General features: G+C 72.5%; 19 protein-coding genes. 11 read left to right on the top strand and 8 right to left on the bottom strand.

What is annotated here, in order from left to right:
* Positions 1 to 53: 53 nt before the first annotated feature.
* Positions 54 to 629, bottom strand: a complete 576-nt coding sequence (locus ACFHWT_RS10050; protein ID WP_416594339.1) for an HhH-GPD-type base excision DNA repair protein — start codon at positions 627 to 629, stop codon at positions 54 to 56.
* A 129-nt stretch (positions 630 to 758) separates the two neighbouring features.
* Between ACFHWT_RS10050 and ACFHWT_RS10045 the strand changes: the two genes are divergently transcribed.
* The 3 genes from ACFHWT_RS10045 to sigB all read left to right on the top strand — a co-directional run bounded on the left by ACFHWT_RS10045 (position 759) and on the right by sigB (position 3,922).
* On the top strand, positions 759 to 2,225 hold the full coding sequence (locus ACFHWT_RS10045) for a methyltransferase (RefSeq protein WP_416594416.1): 1,467 nt from the start codon (positions 759 to 761) through the stop codon (positions 2,223 to 2,225).
* A gap of 77 nt (positions 2,226 to 2,302) precedes the next feature.
* Positions 2,303 to 2,749: a D-aminoacyl-tRNA deacylase gene (gene dtd / locus ACFHWT_RS10040; RefSeq protein WP_416594338.1), complete on the top strand. Its 447-nt coding sequence runs from the start codon at positions 2,303 to 2,305 to the stop codon at positions 2,747 to 2,749.
* Between the two features lie 195 nt (positions 2,750 to 2,944).
* Positions 2,945 to 3,922 carry an RNA polymerase sigma factor SigB gene (gene sigB / locus ACFHWT_RS10035; protein WP_416594415.1) on the top strand — a complete coding sequence of 326 codons (978 nt, stop codon included), beginning with the start codon at positions 2,945 to 2,947 and terminating at the stop codon, positions 3,920 to 3,922.
* Positions 3,923 to 4,054: 132 nt separating this feature from the next.
* Here the strand turns inward: sigB and ACFHWT_RS10030 are convergent, their stop codons facing one another.
* From ACFHWT_RS10030 to ACFHWT_RS10020, 3 genes are all read right to left on the bottom strand, one after another.
* A complete protein-coding gene (locus tag ACFHWT_RS10030) occupies positions 4,055 to 6,610 on the bottom strand; it encodes a GNAT family N-acetyltransferase (protein ID WP_416594337.1) in 2,556 nt (851 codons plus the stop codon).
* A gap of 2 nt (positions 6,611 to 6,612) precedes the next feature.
* Positions 6,613 to 7,830: an acetoin utilization protein AcuC gene (locus tag ACFHWT_RS10025; RefSeq protein ID WP_416594414.1), complete on the bottom strand. Its 1,218-nt coding sequence runs from the start codon at positions 7,828 to 7,830 to the stop codon at positions 6,613 to 6,615.
* A gap of 104 nt (positions 7,831 to 7,934) precedes the next feature.
* On the bottom strand, positions 7,935 to 8,789 hold the full coding sequence (locus ACFHWT_RS10020) for a sulfurtransferase (protein ID WP_416594336.1): 855 nt from the start codon (positions 8,787 to 8,789) through the stop codon (positions 7,935 to 7,937).
* A gap of 106 nt (positions 8,790 to 8,895) precedes the next feature.
* Here ACFHWT_RS10020 and ACFHWT_RS10015 point away from each other — a divergent pair, with 106 nt between their 5' ends.
* The gene (locus ACFHWT_RS10015; RefSeq protein ID WP_416594335.1) at positions 8,896 to 9,621 is read left to right on the top strand and encodes a metal-dependent transcriptional regulator; all 726 of its coding nucleotides are present in this window, start codon (positions 8,896 to 8,898) and stop codon (positions 9,619 to 9,621) included.
* 58 nt (positions 9,622 to 9,679) lie between these two features.
* Here ACFHWT_RS10015 and ACFHWT_RS10010 read toward each other — a convergent pair whose 3' ends face one another.
* Both ACFHWT_RS10010 and ACFHWT_RS10005 read right to left on the bottom strand, forming a co-directional pair.
* Complete coding sequence (locus ACFHWT_RS10010) at positions 9,680 to 10,291, bottom strand: hypothetical protein (protein WP_416594334.1); 612 nt, start codon at positions 10,289 to 10,291, stop codon at positions 9,680 to 9,682.
* A gap of 124 nt (positions 10,292 to 10,415) precedes the next feature.
* The gene (locus ACFHWT_RS10005) at positions 10,416 to 10,664 is read right to left on the bottom strand and encodes a DUF5522 domain-containing protein (RefSeq protein ID WP_416594333.1); all 249 of its coding nucleotides are present in this window, start codon (positions 10,662 to 10,664) and stop codon (positions 10,416 to 10,418) included.
* A gap of 78 nt (positions 10,665 to 10,742) precedes the next feature.
* Here ACFHWT_RS10005 and ACFHWT_RS10000 point away from each other — a divergent pair, with 78 nt between their 5' ends.
* The 7 genes from ACFHWT_RS10000 to ACFHWT_RS09970 all read left to right on the top strand — a co-directional run bounded on the left by ACFHWT_RS10000 (position 10,743) and on the right by ACFHWT_RS09970 (position 18,730).
* Complete coding sequence (locus tag ACFHWT_RS10000; protein WP_416594332.1) at positions 10,743 to 11,834, top strand: TRM11 family SAM-dependent methyltransferase; 1,092 nt, start codon at positions 10,743 to 10,745, stop codon at positions 11,832 to 11,834.
* Positions 11,835 to 12,100: 266 nt separating this feature from the next.
* Positions 12,101 to 12,769 (top strand): class I SAM-dependent methyltransferase, encoded by a 669-nt coding sequence (locus ACFHWT_RS09995; RefSeq protein ID WP_416594331.1) that lies wholly within the window; start codon positions 12,101 to 12,103, stop codon positions 12,767 to 12,769.
* Positions 12,766 to 14,268, top strand: a complete 1,503-nt coding sequence (locus tag ACFHWT_RS09990; protein WP_416594330.1) for a class I adenylate-forming enzyme family protein — start codon at positions 12,766 to 12,768, stop codon at positions 14,266 to 14,268. Before ACFHWT_RS09995 ends, ACFHWT_RS09990 begins: the two co-directional genes overlap by 4 nt.
* Positions 14,265 to 15,062 carry an alpha/beta fold hydrolase gene (locus tag ACFHWT_RS09985; protein ID WP_416594329.1) on the top strand — a complete coding sequence of 266 codons (798 nt, stop codon included), beginning with the start codon at positions 14,265 to 14,267 and terminating at the stop codon, positions 15,060 to 15,062. The genes ACFHWT_RS09990 and ACFHWT_RS09985 overlap by 4 nt, the downstream gene beginning before the upstream one ends.
* A 73-nt stretch (positions 15,063 to 15,135) precedes the next feature.
* Positions 15,136 to 16,164 (top strand): ATP-grasp domain-containing protein, encoded by a 1,029-nt coding sequence (locus tag ACFHWT_RS09980; RefSeq protein ID WP_416594328.1) that lies wholly within the window; start codon positions 15,136 to 15,138, stop codon positions 16,162 to 16,164.
* Entirely contained in the window at positions 16,116 to 17,321 is a 1,206-nt protein-coding gene (locus ACFHWT_RS09975) for an AMP-binding protein (RefSeq protein WP_416594327.1), read from the top strand. Before ACFHWT_RS09980 ends, ACFHWT_RS09975 begins: the two co-directional genes overlap by 49 nt.
* A 5-nt stretch (positions 17,322 to 17,326) precedes the next feature.
* Positions 17,327 to 18,730, top strand: a complete 1,404-nt coding sequence (locus ACFHWT_RS09970) for a DHA2 family efflux MFS transporter permease subunit (RefSeq protein WP_416594326.1) — start codon at positions 17,327 to 17,329, stop codon at positions 18,728 to 18,730.
* Between the two features lie 103 nt (positions 18,731 to 18,833).
* Here the strand turns inward: ACFHWT_RS09970 and ACFHWT_RS09965 are convergent, their stop codons facing one another.
* Both ACFHWT_RS09965 and ACFHWT_RS09960 read right to left on the bottom strand, forming a co-directional pair.
* Positions 18,834 to 19,244: a type II toxin-antitoxin system VapC family toxin gene (locus ACFHWT_RS09965; RefSeq protein ID WP_416594325.1), complete on the bottom strand. Its 411-nt coding sequence runs from the start codon at positions 19,242 to 19,244 to the stop codon at positions 18,834 to 18,836.
* 6 nt (positions 19,245 to 19,250) lie between these two features.
* Complete coding sequence (locus tag ACFHWT_RS09960) at positions 19,251 to 19,655, bottom strand: hypothetical protein (RefSeq protein ID WP_416594324.1); 405 nt, start codon at positions 19,653 to 19,655, stop codon at positions 19,251 to 19,253.
* Between the last annotated feature and the right edge of the window lies 1 nt (position 19,656).

Genomic DNA, 19,656 nt, shown 5'->3' with positions numbered 1-19,656 from the left:
GCAGACGTGACCCACCTATCGGTCGGCGGATGCGACCGACGGGACGCGGCTGCTCAGGCCTTGGCCGCCTTCGCCGCCGCCTTCATCTGCTGCTTGTGTTCGCGTACCCGGACCAGGGAGTCCTCGTCGACGATGTCGGCCACCGAGACGTGCACCCCGTCCCGGCCGAACTCACCGGCTGCTTCCCGCCACCCCGTCGGCTGTACGCCGTACCGCTTGCCGAGCAGTGCCAGGAAGATCTGCGCCTTCTGCTTGCCGAAGCCGGGCAGCTCGCTGATCCGGGCCAACGCGGTCGCCCCGTCCGGGGCGTCGGTCCAGATCCGGGCCGGGTCGTTGTCGTACCGGTCGACGACGATCCGGCAGACCTGCTGCACCCGGGCGGCCATCGCCTTCGGGAACCGGTGCAGCGCCGGCCGCTGGGCGAAGACCGCAATCAGCTCCTCGGGGTCGTACTCGGCGAGTTCGCGGGCGTCCGGCTGGTGCCCCAGCCGCAGACCCAGGTCGTACGGCGCGGAGAAGGCGCGTTCCAGCGGCACCTGCTGATCCAGGACCATCGCGACGACCAGCGCCAGTGGGCTGCGCCGCAGCAGCTCGTTGGCGTCGGCGTCGATGGGCAGCGAAAGGCTCATCCGCGTATCCTGCCGGATCGGAGCAGATCGTCCGGCGACGACCCGCCCCGCCGGGCAGGATGGGCCAGGACAAGTCAGGCAACCGGGCAGGATGGCAACGTGACCGACGACACGACCGAGTACCCCGCGCTGCTCGACGCGGCCGGGATCGACCAGTTGCGGACCGCGCTGACCGCGGCCCGGTTCACCTCGACCGGGATCGCCGAGCGGCTGGGTCCGCAGGCCACCTCCGCCGTGGCCCGCAACGATCACCGGGAAGCGCTGCGGCGTACCGCCGACGGTGATTCGCTCGCCACCCTGATCCGCCTGTTCGTCTGCGCCCAGACCGAGCCGGCCGACGCCGTCGCCGCCGCACTGGCGCCGCTGCCGTTGGCCGACGCGCTCGCCGCCGGGCTGGTGGAGCAGTCACCGGACGGACCCGGGCTGCGGCAGGGCGTCGACCTGGAGCCGTACGGCGACGCCTGGTGGGTGATCTCGGACGTGCCGTCGCACCTGCGGGCGGGTCAGCCGCTCGCCGCCGATCATGTCCTCGGCATCGGTGGCTCGTCGACCACCCTGGCCGGTGCGGTGCACCGGCGGCCGGTCGGTGCGGCGCTGGATCTCGGCACCGGCTGCGGCGTACAGGCGCTGCACCTGTCCGGCCACGCCGACAGCGTCACCGCGACCGACCTGTCGGCCCGGGCGCTGCGGTTCGCCGCCACCACCGCCGCGCTCAACGGCCAACGGTGGGAGCTGCTGCACGGCGACCTGACCGCGCCGGTCGCCGGTCGCCGGTTCGACCTCGTGGTCAGCAACCCGCCGTTCGTGGTCGGGCCGGGCACCGCCACCCACACCTACCGCGACTCCGGCCGGATCGGCGACGGAATCTGCGCCGAGCTCGCCGCCGCCGCCCCGGACCTGCTCACCGACGGCGGCACCATGCACTACCTGGCGAACTGGATGCACGTCGCCGGGGAGGACTGGACCGAACGGGTCGCCGGCTGGTTGGCCGGCACCGGGCTGGACGGGTGGGTGATCCAGCGGGAGGTGGCCGACCCGGTCTCCTACGTCAATCTCTGGCTGGCCGACGCCAGCGAGGGCCCGGACGCGCACCGGGCGGCCGCCTGGCTCGACTGGTTCGACGCGCAGAAGGTCGAGGCGGTCGGCTTCGGCCTGGTCACCCTGCGCCGCAGCGGACACGCCGACCCGGTGGTCCGGGTCGAGGAGCTGCGCCAGCAGGTGGCACCGCCGCTGGGCGACCGGGTCGACGAGTGGTTCACCCGGCAGGACTGGCTGCGCGCCCGCGACGCCGCCGGTCTGCTCGACGCCCGCTACCGGGCCGCCGACGGGCTGCGGCTGCAGCAGGAGGCCGGCATCGGCGACGACGGCTGGGCGGTCGACCGGCAGACCGTCACGTTGACCGGGGGGCTGCGGTGGACCGAGGACATCGATCCGCTGGTGCTGGCGGTGGTCGGCGGGTGCGACGGCCGGTTGCCGATGCGCGAGCAGTTGGCGCTGCTGGCGCTCGCGCACGACGTACCCGAGCAGGAGCTCGCCGAGGCCGCCGTGCCGGTCCTGGCCCGGCTGGTCGAACGCGGCATCCTGCTGCCGGGGTGACCGGCGGTGTGGTCGGCTGACCGGCCGGCCGACACGACGGGCTGATTGGCCGCGGCCGGTGTGGCAGGCTGACCGGTGTGCGGGCGGTGGTGCAGACGGTCGGTCGGGCCTCGGTGACGGTCGACGGCGAGGTGGTCTCGGCGATCGGCCCCGGGCTGCTGGTGCTGCTCGGGGTGACCCACAGCGACACGGTCGCGACCGCCGTCGAGATGGCCCGCAAGGTCTACGAGTTGCGGATCTTCCCGCCGGACCCGACCGGTGAAGGCACCGCCGAGCGCTCCGCCGCGCAGCTGGCCGCGCCGGTCCTGGTCGTCAGCCAGTTCACCTTGTACGGCGACGCGCGCCGGGGACGACGGCCGAGCTGGTCCGCCGCCGCCCCGGCGGAGCTGGCCGAGCCGCTGGTGACGGCGGTGGTCGAGGCACTGGCCGCGCGGGGCGCGACGGTACGCACCGGACGGTTCCGGGCGCACATGCAGGTGGAGAGCGTCAACATCGGACCGCAGACCATCCTTTTGGAACTGTGACATCACTGTCAGCAACCGCCAAGCGGTGTACGGCAACGGTCAGGTCCCGAATTCATGCCACCTGGCCCCCGGCTAACCGTGACTTCACGCCCTACCCGGCAAGCTGGTTGTCACCAGCGGCACTCCGCTGCTGGCTCACCACTTGTCGACGCGGGGAGGCGACTGAGAGTGGTCACACGCACCATCGAAGACGACATCGACACCACCGTCCAGGTCACCACCGACGGTCAGCACGACCTTGACGCCACCGACGACCGCGGCGCTTCGGCCGATCTGGTCCGCGCATACCTGAACGGGATCGGACGCACCAAGCTGCTCACCGCCGTTCAGGAGGTGCTGCTGGCCAAGCGGATCGAGGCCGGGCTGTTCGCCGAGGAGAAGCTCGCCGGGCCCGACCGGCTGTCCGCGCAGCTGCGCGCCGATCTGGACGTCGTCGCCGCCGAGGGCCGTGCCGCCAAGGACCACTTGCTGGAGGCCAACCTGCGGCTGGTGGTCAGCATCGCGAAGCGGTACACCGGTCGGGGAATGGCCTTCCTCGACCTGATCCAGGAGGGCAACCTCGGCCTGATCCGCGCCGTCGAGAAGTTCGACTACGCCAAGGGCTACAAGTTCTCCACCTACGCCACCTGGTGGATCCGCCAGGCCATCACCCGCGCCATGGCCGACCAGGCCCGCACCATCCGGATCCCGGTGCACATGGTCGAGCAGGTCAACCGGATGGTACGGGCCCGCCGTGACCTGTCGGCGACGCTGGGGCGGGAGCCGACGATCGGTGAGATCGCCGCCGCCATGTCGGTGCCCGAGTTCCAGGTGATCGAGCTCATCTCCTACGACCGGGAGCCGGTCAGCCTGGACCAGACGGTCGGTGAGGACGGCGAGAGCGCCCTCGGCGACTTCGTCGCCGCCGTCGACCCGCGTGAGCAGGGCGGGGAGTCCGCTGCCGAGGGCAAGCTGCGCAACGAGGTGGAGATTGTCCTGGCCACGCTGTCCCAGCGGGAGCAGGCGGTGATCCGGCTGCGGTTCGGGCTGGACGACGGCCGGCAGCGCACCCTCGACGAGGTGGGCCGGGAGTTCGGCCTGTCCCGGGAGCGGATCCGGCAGATCGAGAAGGTCACGCTGCTCAAGCTGCGGCACCCGTCGCGGGCGCAGCGGCTGGAGACGTACGCCGGCTGACCGGGGGGACAGCCGGTTCATCGGGGGCGGCGGCCGGTCGGAGCAAGAGCTCCGGCCGGCCGCGCGACGTCAAGGCGGTCAGCGCCGGCGCGGGCCGACGGAGCGGTCAGCAGCCGGCGCGGGCCGGTGCGGTCAGAGCCGGCGCGGACCGGTGTCCGGGCGGGCGTCCGGCGGTCCGACCGCGACGCTGGCGTGCAGCACCGCCAGCCCGTCCGGCCGGGCCAGCACCGGATTGAGCCGTAGCCGGTGGACCTGCGGCTGCTCGTCGGCGAGCCGCCCGACCCGCAGCAGTAGATCGACCAGGGCGGCCCGGTCCACCGGGCCGGCTCCCCGGTACCCGGACAGCAGCGGCGCGGCCCGGGGTTCGTCGACCAGCCCGGCCGCGTCCCGGTCGGTCAGCGGCGCGGCCCGCCAGGCCCGGTCACCCAGCAGATCGGTCGCCACACCACCCAGCCCGAAACCGACCACCGGACCGAAGGTGGGGTCGGTGGTCGACTCGACCACGCAGGCGACGCCGGGCGGCACCATCGGTTGGATCAGCACCTGCGCGCCGAACTGGGCCGCGACGTCGCGGTACGCCCGTTCCACCGCGCCCGTGGTGGCCAGATCGAGCCGTACCGCGCCGAGGTCCAACCGGTGTCGCAGACCGTCCGCAGCGGCCTTGAGCACCACCGGCAGGCCGAGCCGCCGGGCGGCGGCCACCGCCTGGTCGACCGAGGCGGCCGGGATCGAGTCGACCACCTCGATGCCGTACCCGGCGAGCAGCCGGACCGGGTCGACCGAGTCGACTGGGTCGACGGCCAGCGCGGCACCGGCCGCGCCCGGGTCGATCCCGGCCAGCTCCGGTACCGTGCCGGGCGGCTCGCGCAGCCAGTCCGCGTAGTCGGCGACCCGGGCCAACGCCCGGACCGACTCCTCCACCGACGGGTACGTCGGCACACCGGCCGGCGGCTGGCCGACCAGCAGCGTCGCCACCGTCGGCTTGTCTCCGGCGAGCGCCACGCTGGCCAACGCCGAGGTGAAGTCGGCGTCCTCGTCCGCCAACTGGTTGGGCAGCGGCGGCGCGAACACCACCACCAGGGCGTCCACGGCGGCGTCGACGGCGGCGTCGGCGAGCGCGTCGGCGAACTCGTGCGCGCCGGCTTCGGGCGCGACGGTACGTGGGTAGTCGGCCGCCACGGTGAGTCGCTGCGCCCGGCAGGCCGCCGCGGCCAGCATGGTCAACGCCGACGAGTTGCCGACCACGGCCACCCGCCGGCCCACCGGCAGCGGCTGGTTGGCCAGTAGGGTGCCGACGTCGAACATCTCCGCGACCGTGTCGACCCGGATCACCCCGGACCGGGCGAACAGCCGGGTCACCGCGGCGGCGTCCGGGCCCTGCTCGACGTGCGCCGCCGGGCCGGCGCCGGAGGCCAACGCCACCACCGGCTTGGTGCGCCCGATCCGGCGGGTCAGTCGGGCGAACTTGCGGGGATTGCCGAACGTCTCCAGGTACAGCAGGATCACGTCGGTGCCGGGGTCGTCCTGCCAGTACTGCAGCAGGTCGTTGCCGGACACGTCGGCCCGGTTGCCGGCCGACACGAACGTCGACAGCCCGAGCCCGCGCCGGTCCGCTTCGGCGAGCAACGCCACGCCGAGCGCCCCGGACTGGCTGAAGAAGCCGACCCGGCCGGCCGGCGGCAGCTGCGGCGCCAGCGTCGCGTTGAGCCGGATCCGAGGGTCGGTGTTGGCCACGCCGAGACAGTTCGGTCCGACCACCCGCAGCCCGGCCACGTGCGCCGTACGGATCAGTTCCCGCTGGACGGCGGCGCCGGCCGGGCCGGACTCGGCGAACCCGGCCGAGATGACCACGACGCCGTGGGCGCCGGCAGCGGCGGCGTCGGCGACCACGGCCGGCACCGCGTCCGGCGCCACCGCGACGACCGCCAGGTCGACCGGGTGGCCGGCGTCGGCCGCCCGACGGTACGCGGGCAGCCCTCCGATGCGGTCCACCGCAGGATGTACCGGGACCACGTCCCCGGTGAACCCGCCGTCGCGCAGGTGTCCGAGGACGGCCGCGCCGACCCCCTGGCCGGTGGCGCTGGCACCGTAGACGGCGACTCCCCGCGGGGTCAGCAGCCGGGCGATCGACCGGGCCTCGGCGCTGTGTTCGCGGCTCCACTGCACCTGCAGGGACGCCTCCGTCGGGGCGATCGGAAAGCTCAGGTGGACCACGCCGTCGGCGTACCGGCGGCGGACCTGGAAGCCGGCGTCGGCGAAGACCCGCAGCATCGGCGCGTTGACCGGCAGCACCTCGGCGACGAACGAGGTGACGCCTTCGGACCGGGCGGCGGCGGCGAGGTGCTCCAACAGCACCGAACCGACGCCCCGGCCCTGGTGGGCGTCCTCGACGACGAAGGCGACCTCGGCTTCGGGCGAGCCCGGACCCATCCGGTCGTAGCGGCCGACCGCGAAGATCCGGTCGCCGGAGACCACCACGAACGCCTCCCGGTCGTGGTGGTCGACGTTGACGAAGCGCGCCAGGTCGCGGTCGGGGATCCGCGGGTACGGGGAGAAGTACCGCAGGTAGCGGGTGCGGTCGGAGAACCGGGCGTGCATCGCGACGATCGCGTCGGCGTCGTCCGGGCGGATCTGCCGCAGGTGGACGGTGGTGCCGTCGCGCAGCAGCACGTCAGCCGATCGGTCCATGGTCAGTCCCGGGGGTCGTGCGGATCGAGTCCGTGCAGCGGGAAGACCGCCCGGCGGGTCGCCATGATCGCCCGGTCGACCGGGTCCGGGTCACCGGCCGGCTGCCACGGCTGGAAGTCCAGGTCGGCCTCGTCGGTCATCCGCAGCGGAACCTGTCGGCCGGGGCAGCGGGCGGCGGCCAGCTCCCGCCACCGGAGCGGGGTCAGCGTGGCCGGGTCGATCGGCGCGCCGGTGGCGATCGCCAGCAGATGGGTCCAGGCCCGGGGCACCACCTCGACCAGGGCGTACCCGCCGCCACCGGTGGCGACCCAGCGGCCGCCGCAGTGCTCGTCGGCGAGGGCCCGCAGCGTCAGGTACGCGGCCCGCTGGCCGTCGACGCTGAGCCCCAGGTCGGCCAGCGGGTCGAGCCGGTGCGCGTCCGCCCCGCACTGGGTGACGAGCAGCTGCGGCCGGAAGGCGCGCAGCAGCGACGGCACCACGGCGTGGAACGCACGCAGCCAGCCCCGGTCGGCGGTGCCGGACGGCAACGCGACGTTCACCGCGCTGCCCTGCGCGCCGGGGCCGCCCACCTCGTCGGGGAATCCGGTGCCGGGGAACAGCGCCAGCGGCGTCTCGTGCAGGCTGACGGTGAGCACCCGCGGATCGTCGGAGAAGATCTCCTGCACCCCGTCGCCGTGGTGCACGTCGATGTCGACGTACGCGATGCGTTCGGCGCCGAGGTCGAGCAGCCGGGCGATCGCCACCGCCGGGTCGTTGTAGACGCAGAACCCGGCGGCCCGGCCGGGCATCGCGTGGTGCAGCCCGCCGGAGACGTTGACCGCCCGCCGTACGTCGCCGCGCCAGACCGCCTCGGCGGCGGCCATCGTGGCACCGGCGACCAGCGCGCTGGCGTCGTGCATCCCGGCGAAGGTCGGATTGTCCGGGGTGCCGAGGCCGTACCCGGAGAAGAACGGGTCGTCGTGCGCGACCCGGACGGCGTCGAGGTAGTCGGCCCGGTGCACCCGGGTGAGCGCCGCGTCGTCGGCCGGCTCCGGGGCGCCCAGCCGCACCCCGGGGCGGTCCAGCACGCCGTACTCGCGGGCCAACGCGATGGTCAGCTCGACCCGTACCGGGTCCAGCGGATGGTCACCGAGGTCGTACGCCAGCAGGCGTTCGTCCCAGACCACCAGCGTCGCGTCGGTACCGCCCGCCGCCTGGGCCTGGGGTGTCCCGTCCGACATCCGACTCGTCCCGTCCGACATCTGGCCATCGTCGCACGCACCCGCCTGCCCCGCGCCCGGCCGCCCGGGCCGGATGGCCAGCCCGGCCGGCAGCGGACCGCAGGTCAGCCGGGGTCCGGGCCGGTGGCGACCGGCCGGGTCGGGTCGGTGATCCACTCGCTCCACGATCCGGGATACAGCGCTGCGTCGGTGCGGCCGACGCGGTGCAGGGCGAGCACCGTGTGCGCGGCGGTCACCCCCGACCCGCAGTACGCGGCGACCGGGGCCTGCGGGCGCAGCCCGGCACCGGTGAACCGGTCCCGCAGCGTCCCGGCGTCACGCAGCAGCCCGGCGTCGTCGAGGTGCAGGGTGGTCGGCAGGTTGACCGCGCCGGGGATGTGCCCGGCGACCGGGTCGACCGGCTCGTGCTCACCCCGGTACCGGGCGTCGGCGCGGACGTCGATCAGCAGTCCGCCCTGCCGGGGTAGCCGGCCGGCGGCGTCGGCGTCGAGCACCGGCATACCTCCCGGGCGTACGGTCACGTCGCCGGGCGGCGGTGCGGGCAGGGCGGTGGTGACCGGTTGACCGCCCGCCAGCCAGGCGGGATAGCCGCCGTCGAGCACCCAGGTCGGCCGGTGCCCGGCCCAGCGCAGCGTCCACCAGGCGCGGGCGGCGGCGAGACCGTCGCCACCGTCGTATACGACGATCGGCCACCCGGTGCGGACCCCGGCCCGGCGCAGCGCCTGCTGCAGCGACGCCGGATCGGGCAGCGGGTGCCGGCCACCGGTGCCCGGTGGGCCGCACAGGTCGGCGTCCAGGTCGACGAAGACCGCGCCGGGCAGGTGGGCGGCGACATAGTCGTCGCGGCCCGGCGGGCCGACGAGCCGCCAGCGCACGTCCAGCAGGGTCGGCGGTCGGCCACCGGCCAGCGCGGCGGCGAGCCCGGTGACGGCGACGGTAGGGTCTGCGGTATCGAACACCATCCCAGTCAACACCAACGGGGCTACGCCTGTCCCCTGCCGATCGTCCGTTCCGGCTGGTTATCGGCGCTGCAAGGTAGGATTGAACACTGGAGGGCAGCTGACCGTGAATGATCTTGTCGATACCACAGAGATGTATCTGCGCACCATACTTGAGCTCGAGGAAGAGTCGGTGCCGCCGCTGCGTGCCAGGATCGCCGAGCGGCTGCACCAGAGCGGCCCCACCGTCAGCCAGACGGTCGCCCGGATGGAGCGCGACGGGCTGCTCACCATCGAGGACGACCGTAACCTGCGACTCACCGAGCTGGGCCGGGCCCAAGCGGTCTCGGTGATGCGCAAGCACCGGCTCGCCGAGCTGCTGCTGGTCAACGTCATCGGCATGCCCTACGAGGAGGCCCACGAGGAGGCCTGCCGTTGGGAGCACGTGATGAGCGACGCGGTCGAGAAGAAGGTCTACGACCTGCTCAACCGACCGACCCGGTCGCCGTACGGCAACCCGATCCCCGGCCTGGACGCGCTGGGTGACGGCCCGGCGGAGCTGGCGAATCCGGACATCAGCCCGGACACCGAGCGCAACCTGGCGTTCCCCGGCCTGACCGGCACGGTCGTGGTCCGTCGGATCTGCGAAAGCGTGCAGACCAACGCCGACGTGCTGCGCCAGTTGCACGCCGCCGGGGTGGATCCGGGTGCGACGGTCACCGTGGCGCAGGAGCGCGACGGGGTGACCATCGACCGGTCCGGCGACAAGATCCACCTGCCGCGCGAGGTCGCGTCCCGGGTGTTCGTCGCGGCCGCCGACCACGGACGGTCACTGGCCGGCGCAGCCGCCTGAGCATCAACCGGCCGCCTGAGCATCAACCGGCCGGCGGTGCGCCACGCACCCCGGCCGGTCACTTCTTGCGGTTGTCGTGCACCACCCGGGCCAGCTCGACCATCTTGGGCGCCAGCTCCACGGCGGACAGTTCGTCGTCACCGGGGGCGAACGTCCAGCGCAGGCTGATCAGCTTCGGGTCCCCGGTGATCCAGTTGACCTCCAGCGCCGCCCCGTATCCGGTGTCCGGGTCCGGCTTGACCGGGATCCAGTAGGCGGCCTTGCCGAGATCCTTGATCTCCTTGGCACCGACCGGGGCGACGTCGTCGGCGAAGACCGACGCGCTCGCCTTGGTGTCCGAGATGGAGACCATCAGGTCGGGCAGTGGCTCCTCGGCCGGCCGCAGCACACACGACTGCGTCTTGTCGTGCTTGTTGGCCGCCGCCACCTCGAACCGGAACCCGACGGTCTGCTCGACCACGTCGAAGTCGAACACCGTGCACGCCCCGCCGGACTCGGCGGCCGGCGGACGGGGCACCTCCGGGTACGGCTCGACCGGACTCGGCGACGGACCGGCCTGGGCCGGGTCGTCCGGGGCGGGGTTCTCGGTGGCCACCGCCCGGTCGGAGCAGCCGGCGGCGGACAGCAGCAGGATCAGCCCGGCGCCGGACAGACGCAGCCGAACGCCCACAGTGACCTCCCACGGTCAGGCCGGTCGAAAAAGGCGGATTGTTCGTCGCACACCGTACGGGTTCCGCCGCCGCCGCGAAAGCCCGCCACCCGCACCGACCGCGCAGCGTAGGAAATCCCCGGAATCACCCCAGATACGGGCAGTGCCGGCAACCCTGGTCACAGCAGGTGCCCCGGCGGGCCAGGAACGCCGCGGTCAGCACGAACAGCCCGCTGCCCGGGTCCGGGTAGCCGGCTTCGCCGGCGTCGAGCGCTGCCGCGTGTGCGGCCAGCACCGCCGCCCGGTGCGGGTGGTCGGCCGGCAGCCGCGCCGGATGCGGTTCGGTGAGCGGGCGGTCCGCCAGCGGCAGACGTCGCCCCCGCTGCCGTGCCATGCCGGTGACCTTACGCAGGCCGCCGATGTGGTAACACTCGTGGGTCCCACCGCACCCGCCTGAGCGAATGGACCGCCGATGACCGCGTACGCCCTGCTGATCCACCCGTCGGCGAACCGGGTGTACGCCGAGTCGGCGGTCGGGCTGGCCACCGCCGAGCTGACCGTCTTCGGCGACCGGGCCCTCGGCGGCCGGGTGGACGACGTCGCGGTCACCACGATCGGCGGGCTGCCGTACGTCACCTTCACCGGCGTCGACCTGACCGACCGGGACCTGTCCGTGCTGGCCAACCTGTCCGCCCGGTACGCGTTCTTCGCCCGCGACGGCGACCTGCTGCGGCCGCTGGAGGTGACCGGCCGGGACCGCTTCGACAGCGACCTGATCACCATCCCGAAGTACGCCGGCAAGACCAACGAGCAGTTCACCAAGCTGCTGTTGAACGTGACCGCGCTGGCCACGACCGACCGGGCCGGTGCCGCTGGTGCCGGCGGGACCGGCGTTGCCGTCGGAGCGGCGGCCGGCCCGCTCGGCCCGGACTCGCCGCCGCTGCGGGTGCTCGACCCGATGTGCGGCCGGGGCACCACGCTCAACCAGGCGATGATGTACGGCTGGCACGCCGCCGGGGTGGAGGTCGACGGCAAGGACTTCGAGGTGTACGCCAACTTCATCCGTACCTGGCTGAAGCACAAGCGGCTCAAGCACTCGGCCGAGATCGCCCCGGTGCGGCGTAACCGGGCCGTGCTGGGCCGACGGCTGGCGGTCACCCTGGCGGCCAGCAAGGACGACCACCGGGCCGGGCGGACCGTCGACCTGACGATGGTGCACGCCGACACCCGCCGCAGCCGGGAGGTGTTCCGGGCCGGCAGCTTCGACGCGATCGTCACCGACGCGCCGTACGGGGTGCAGCACGGCACCCGCGGGCAGGCGGACCGGTTGACCCGCGATCCGCTGGGTCTGCTGGCTGAGGCGCTGCCGGGGTGGGTGGCGCTGCTGCGCCCCGGCGGGGCGCTCGGCATCTCCTGGAACACCCTGGTCGCCGCCCGCGACGATCTGGCCGCGCTGCTGGTCAAGGCGGGCCTGGAGGTGGCCGACGGTCCGGGGTACGGCGGCTTCGCCCACCGGGTCGACCAGGCGATCGTCCGGGACCTGATCGTGGCCCAAAGAGCCTGACAAACGCCAATTCCTGACACGATCGACAGTTTGTCAATAACGGACAACCCGATCGCCAATGTGACCAGCATCACACTTCGATATCGACAGTTCTCTTCATCGCCCTGCCACTCCTTGCTATTTTCTGAATAGCAGATGCCGGCAAGCAGAAGCGTGCACCACCGGAATCACCATCTGACGAAGTGTCGGCTCAGCAAACCACAGTTTGTCCAGCATCCGACGCCAGCGCCACAAAAGCGCCGCCCGGTGACCCACGGGGGATTATCGTGACTTTCGAGCTGTGGAATCCCACGACCTACGATGCGCTGCGGCGCCAACTCATCCCGTCGTTCGACCTGTTGTACGGCAGCGCGTCCAGCGCAGTGCAGATGTCGGTGCCGGGCCGCGCACAGATCCTGGATCTGGGCGCGGGGACCGGGCTGCTCAGCGCAGCTCTGATCGCCCGTATCCCGGAAGCAACCATTACTCTCGTCGACCATTCCGAGCGGATGCTCACTCAGGCCAGAGAACGGTTCGAGGGTGTCCATCGGGTCAGTTTCGCTGTTCAGGGACTGATGGATCCGTTGCCGGCAGGACCGTACGACGCAGTCGTTTCCGGCCTAGCTATCCACCACCTCGAGCATCACGAGAAACGAACCTTGTTCGGCCGCCTACCCGACATTCTGCGGCCGGGTGGGATCTTCGTCAACGTCGAGCAGGTCCTCGCGCCCGCGCCGCGACTGGAGGAGATGTACGACCGGCAGCACGAAAGCCACGTACACGCCGCCGGAACGCCTGCCGACGAATGGGCGGCCGGCCGCGAACGAATGAAGCACGACATCTGCATCGACGTCGGAACCCAACTCGGCTGGCTACGCGACGCCGGCTTCGACACGGTGGACTGCCTGGCCAAGGACTGGCGGTTCGCCACCTACGCCGGGTGGCTCGCGTCGTGACCGCTACCGGGCTCTACCAGGCTGTCCGCGACGTGGCCGGCCGTCGACCGGACGCCGTGGCGGTACGCATCACCGACGGTGCGTGCGTGACGTACCGCGAACTCGTCGAGTCGACCGACCGGGTCGCCGCCGGCCTGGCCGCGCACGGCGTCGCGGCCGGCGACACCGTCGCCGTGGTGCTGCGCAACAGCATCGGGTACGTCTGCCTGATCCTGGCGGTGGCCCGGCTCGGTGCCCGATACGTACCATTGATGGCGAACTTCGACGACGCCGGGGGGCGGACCGCTCTCGACCGGGCACGCCCCGCCCTGCTGGTCACCGACGGGCACCGCCGGACGCCCGCCGACGGCCCGACCATGGTCGACCTCGACACGCTGACCGCCTCGACGCCCCGACCGGAGCCCACCGCGCACTACCCGGCGGACTCCACCACGGACTCCACCGCCTCGGCGACCACCGCCGTCTTTCGGCTACTGTGGACATCCGGCTCGACCGGCTTCCCGAAGATGATGGCCTGGCGGCAGGACCGCTTCGTCACCGAACGACGCCGCTGGCTGGCCGACACCGGGATCCGCCCCGACGACGTCTTCTTCTGCCGCCACACCCTCGACGTGGCACACGCCACCGACCTGCACGTGTTCGCTGCGCTGCTGTCCGGCGCACAACTGGTGCTCGCCGACCCGCACGCGCCGGCCGGCACGCTGCTGGCCCAACTGGCCGCCCACCGGGCGACCGTGACCAGCGCCCTGCCGCAGCACTACGCCGAACTGGTCGCCGCCGCCCGGCACCAGGGCCGCTTCCCGCTGCCGGCGCTGCGCCGCCCGCTGTGCGGTGGTGCCTACCTCAGCCCGGCGATCATCCGGGACGCCGCCGACGTGCTCGGCGTACACATCCGGCAGATCTACGGTACGACCGAGTTCGGCCTGGCACTGGGCAACATGGACGATGTACTGCAGACCGACACCGCCATGGTCCCGGTCCGTGGGGTCGGCACCCGGCTGGAACCCTTCGTGCCCGGCCACCCCGACGTCGGGGAGCTGGTCCTCTACTCGGACTGCACCAGCGAGGGGTACGTCGACGCGCCGCAGGCCAACGCCCGTACCTTCCGCAGACCCGAATTCTGGACCGGGGACGTCGCCGAACGCACCCCGCAGGGCGGCTACCGGATCCTGGGTCGGGTGTCCGAGACGCTGGCCACCCGGGACGGGCCGCTGCCGGCGCCGGTGCTCGACACCGAACTCGCCACGGCCGAGGCGGTGGCACAGGCCGTGAGTCTGGCCGTGCATCCCGGCGACTACCGCGACGCGGTCGCCGTGGCCGTCGCCCCTGCAGACGGGCACTCCGGCGACGAGGCCGTCAAAGCCGTCGAGGAGCTGCTCGCCCGGCACGGACTGACCGGTTCGGTGCACCTCGTCACCGCGATTCCCCGTACCCCGGTCGGCAAGATCGACAAGCCGTTGCTCCGCACGCGACTCGGGCTGGCCGGGGGCTGCCAATGACCCGGCACCTGGCTCACGGTCACGGGTCGGCCCTGGTCATGGTGCCCGGGCTGGCCGCCACCGCCGCGTTCTTCTCCGACCCGGTGGCCCGGCTCGCCACCCGGCACCGGGTGGTGGTCGTCGAACTGCCCGGACACGGCGACAACGCCACGGCCGACCGTCCGGTCAGCCTCACCCGCGCCGCCGAGGACCTGCACACCGCCATCGAGAAGCTCGACCTGACCGACGTCACCCTGCTGGGCTGGTCGCTCGGCGCGACCGTGGCCTACGGCTATCTGGAGCAGTTCGGGGCCGCCCGGACCCGTGCCCTGGTGTCGGTCGAGCAGACCCCACGGCTGCTGCGCGACGACGACTGGCCGTACGCGGCCTTCGGCAACCTCGACGCCGCCGGGGCCGACGCCGTCCTGGCCAGCGTGACCGACGACTACCCCGCCTTCGCCGGCGGACTGGTCCGGGGCTCGTTCGCCGCCGGCACCGACGCCGACCCGACGACGCTGGCCGGCCTCATCGCCGAGACCCGCCGGTGCGACCCGGACGCCGTACGGGCGCTGCTCGCCGAGGCACTCACCGTGGACTGGCGCGAGCGGCTGCGCCGGATCAGCGTACCGACGCTGCTCGTCCACGGAGCGCACAGCCAGGTCTACCCCGGCGACGTCGGCCGGTGGCTGCGCTCGGCGATACCGGCGTCCCGGCTGGAGGTGTTCGCCGGCAGCGGCCATCTGCCGTTCATCGAGGAACCTGACCGGTTCGCGGAACTCGTGTCGACCTTCGTCGACCGCCCGGTGGCCACCTGAGCCATCCGCCCGGGACCCAGCCGACGCGGACCCACCGGCCGAGGACCCGCACCACACCGCAAGGGAGAGGGCATTGACCGATCGCACGGCCGCGCCCAGTACGGCGCGGCGCCTCAGCTGGATCTACCCCGACCGGGGCACCGCCTGGCTACGGCAGGCCGAGCAGGACGCGGTCTGGGGGCCGTACCAGGAAATCGCCGCCGACCTGGGCCTGGAGTTCACGGTGAACAAGCCCGAGGAGGTCGCGGTCGACGCGACCGACCCGGGCCAGCCCAAGGTCTGGCTCAACGGTGCGCCGGTCACCCCGGCCGACACCATCTTCGTCACCTCGCTGTACTCCCTGCCGCACCAGACCCAGGATGTGTGCAACCAGGTGTTCCTGTTCACCATCCTGGAGCGGCTCGGCTTCTACCTGCCGATCCCACCGGCGCTGTCCTACATCGGCGAGGACAAGCTGGCCAGCGTGGTGCACCTGGCCGGCAGTCCGATCCCGCTGCTGCCGACGATCCGGGTGGGCAGCGGCCGGGAGGCGATGGCCGGTCGCAGCGACGCCGCGCTCGCCGCGCTGCCGTTCCCGATGATCGTCAAACCCGCCTACTGGGGCATGGGCCTGGGTATCTCGGTGGTACACAACATGCACGACCTGAAAGGTCTCATCGGACTCGCCGGTGGCTCGGACACCGCGCTGGTCGCCCAGCCCTACCTCAAGGTGGTACGCGAACAGCGGGTGTATGTGGTCGACGGGCAGGCACACACCGTGCTGTACGGCTACAAGGACGGCTACTGCCTGTCGGTCACCAAGGCCAGCGGCGGCCGGCACGAACGCGGCTACTCGGCCCTGCCGCCGGAGCTCGCCGGCACCGTCGCCTACGTCGCCGAACGGCTGCCCACGCCGTACTTCACTCTGGACTTCCTCTTCGACGGCGAGCGGCACTGGGTGTCGGAGATCGAACTCGACGGCGCGGTCGCGTTCAACGGCATTCCCGAGCAGGACGCCGCCGCCCGGGCGATCGTGCGGGCCCGGTTCGAGGCGTACCTGGCCGGGTTCGCCCGGTGGCAGGTCCAACCGCGGGCGGAGCCGGCGATGCGGCGGCCCGGATGATCGGCGCGGTGCCCTGGGACGTGCTTCGCGACCAGGCCCGACGCAATGCCGCCGTCAGCGGCGGCGCCGTGCCGGACACCGTCACCGGGCTCGCCGACCTGCCGGTCACCGGACCGGACGAGATCTTCGCCGTCTCCCACGCGGTGACCCGGCGGACCGGTGCGCTGCTGCTGTCCAGCGGCGGCACCACCGGGCAGCCCAAGCTCACCTACGTCGCGTACCACCAGGCCATCGACCGGCTGCTGCGGCAGTGGCGACCGCTGGTCGGCGGCGACCTGCTGCTCAACCTGTTCACCCCCGGCCGGCTGTGGGCGTCGCACTACTACATGCAGGCCCTGGCGCAGCGCTGCGGCGCCGACGTGGCACCGTTCGGCCCGATCATCCCGGAGGAGGTCGACGGCTGGCTGCCGACCCTGCGCCGACTCGGCGTCAACGCGGTCGCCGGCACCCCGACGGCCCTGGCCGACCTGGCCCGGGGCGTGCTGGACGCGGGCGCGGCCACCCCAATCGAGAAGATCATCTGGATGGCCGAGCCGTGGACCGAGGAGAAGGCCGCGATCGTGCGGAAGGCGTTCCCGCAGGTCCAGCTCTGGGGCAACTACGGCTCGGTCGAGACGTACGTCATCGCCACGAACACCCCGGCGTGCGACACCTCGGTGCTGCACCTGATGCCCGACCAGGTGCTCGAGCTCGACGACGCCGGCGCCCTGCTGTCCAGAGTGGGTGACGGCTGGACCGTGCCGACCGTGCGGTACCGCCTCGGTGACCGGGTCGCGGCGGCGACCTGCGCCTGCGGCCGACCGGACGCGCTGCGGGTGCTGGGCCGCGCCGACGACGCGATCAAGCTGCACGGCGCGCTGGTCGGCATCGGCATGGTGCTGGACATCGTCCGCGCCGCGCCAGGGGTACGCGACGCACAGCTGCTGCTGCGGCGGGCCGTCGGCGAGCGCCACTCGGTCAGCGCGGTGACCGTGCACTACACCGGAGACGCCGACCCGGCGGCGGTACGCACCCGGCTGCTGCACCAGTTCTACGACCTGGGCGTCATCGTCCAGCACCATCCCACAGCGGTCGCCGTCGAGCAGGTGCCGCGGCTGCGCCGGGTGGACCGCACCAACAAGATCCCGCCGATGATCTGGCTGGAGCCGACCGGATGACGACCGTGAGCGAGCCGAAGCTGCTGACGAAACTGCGCGGCAACCCGTGGGCGGTGCTGGCCGTGCTGTCGCTGGCGTACTTCCTCACCCAGCTCGACGTCGCGGTGCTCGCCGTCGCGGTGCCCAGCATCATGGCCGACCTCGACGCGTCGGCCGACCAGGTGGTGTGGTCGCTGAGCGCCTACATCTTCCTGCTGGCGATGGCCCTGATCACCGCCGGCCGGCTCGGCGACCTCTACGGCCGCCGACGGGTCTTCCTGATCGGGGTCGCCCTCTTCACCGCCGCCAGTGTCGCGGCGGGCCTGGCGCAGGGGCCCGGCCAGCTGATCGCCGCCCGCGCGGTGCAGGGTCTCGGCGCGGCGCTGCTCACCCCGCAGACCCTCGCCCTGCTGATGGAGGCCTTTCCGCCGGACCGCCGGGGCACGGCGTTCGGCATCCGGGGCGCGGTCGGCGGGATCGCCGCGATCAGCGGACCCGCCGCCGGCGGGGTGCTGGTCAGCACCCTCGACTGGCGGTGGATCTTCTGGCTGAACGTACCGCTCGGGTTACTGATGCTCGTGGTCGGCCGGCTGGTGTTGCCCGAGGTCGCCGACCGGGTCCGCCGCCGGCTCGACGTGACCGGCGTGGTGCTGGCCTCGGCGGCGCTGTTCTGCCTGGCGTTCGGCATCAGCCAGGGCGAACGGTACGGCTGGAACGCCGGCATCTGGGCGACGCTCGGCGTGTCCGGGCTGTTCGTGGTGGCCTTCCTCGCGCAGCAGCGCCGCCGCCAGGACCGGGAGCCGCTGGTGCCGTTCACCCTGTTCCGGCGACGCAACTTCCCGCTGATGAACGGCTTCTCGCTGACCACCTCCGGCACCGTCATCGGCCTGGTGCTGGTGCTGTCGCTGTACTTCCAGCAGGTGCTCGGTCTCGACGCCTGGGCCGCCGGGCTGATGATCGTGCCGGCGTCGCTGTTCTCCACCCTGCTCGACCCGGTGGCCGGCAAGCTCGCCGACCGGGTTCAGGGCCGCTACCTGCTGCTGGTCGGGGCGGCGGCCACTGTCGCCGGCATGGCGTGGGCGGCAATCGAGATGCGCGACGGTGCGACGTGGACGGCGTTCGTCGCCCCGATGTGCGTCATCGGTGTCGGCAACGCGTTCCTGTTCACCCCGCTGGCGGTGGTCGCGTTGTCCGATGTCGAGCAGCAGCAGGCCGGCGCTGCTTCCGGGGTGCTGATCACCTCGTTGCAGATCGGTTCGATGCTGGGCGCCGCGGCCGTCGGCACCCTGCTGCACAGCCAGATCGGCGAGGTCGTCACCGTCGGGGCGGCCCGCGCCGCGATGCTGCTGCTGGCCGGGGTGGCCGTGCTGGGCGGCATCGGCTGTCTGGCGGCCGGCCCGAACCTGACCAGGACGACATCGGGACCCTGACGGCGGTCATGCCCGGCCTGACCGTGGCCCGCTGACTTCGCCACCGGCGCGACGCCTCGGCGCGCGGAGCCCAGGTGATCTATCCGCGACGCGACGTGAGCCGTCAGACGTGCACCACCACGACTCGCTGCTCCTTCGGCCGGTCCAGCTCCTCGACGAGGCGGTTCATGTCGTCTGGGTCGCTGGTCAGCAGCACGACGGGACGCGGCATCTCCAAAGCGGTAACGGCAACCACCGCGTCGATGGCACAGCGGTGCCCCGACAGCCCGGTCGCTGCGAGAACTTCACCTGCCCGCCTGCCGATCTGCGGGCTCACCGGCTGTACCACGATCCTCGACAGCACCCGGTGGAGGCGGGCATCACGCGGCCCACCTCGAAGGACCTCCGTCAGCGTGACGGCACTCGTCACGACTCTGGCGCCGCGTTCCCGGGCCGCTTCCAGGAAAGCCCGCGACTTGTTGTCGCCCTGTGCGAGCTTGACGAGGCCTTTCGCTGTGGAGTACCAGCGTGCCACCTGTTCCTACCGCCCGTCTGGCCATGACGCCCTTGCTTCGTCCAACGCGTCAGGTGGCACAGGTCCATGCTCCGAGCGGAGGAGATCCGAAAGCTCCCCGATGAGATCCAACTCAAGTTGTCGTGCGACCGCTTCGGTCACGTACTGGCTGAACTCCCCCCGGCCCACCCGCTGCTGCACGGCGATAGTGAGATCCTCCGGCATCGACACACTCACCTTGCGTGCGCGGCCGACCAGCCGGAGCCTGCGGCCAGCGCCGGACGCCTCGCCCACGACGGCTGCTTCCAACTCAGCCAGCAGGTCAGGCGACGCCGCCCCAGGGTCACGGATCGCCGCCAGGATCTCCGGGAGGATCAGACGCAGGCGATCCGAAGGGTCACCCGCGCTCGGCGGGAACGGTTCGACAGCCATT

Origin of the sequence: Micromonospora sp. LOL_021 (genome assembly GCF_048060215.1) — a bacterium.
Lineage (GTDB): Bacteria > Actinomycetota > Actinomycetes > Mycobacteriales > Micromonosporaceae > Micromonospora_E.
This window is presented reverse-complemented; position numbering and strand designations above follow the sequence as displayed.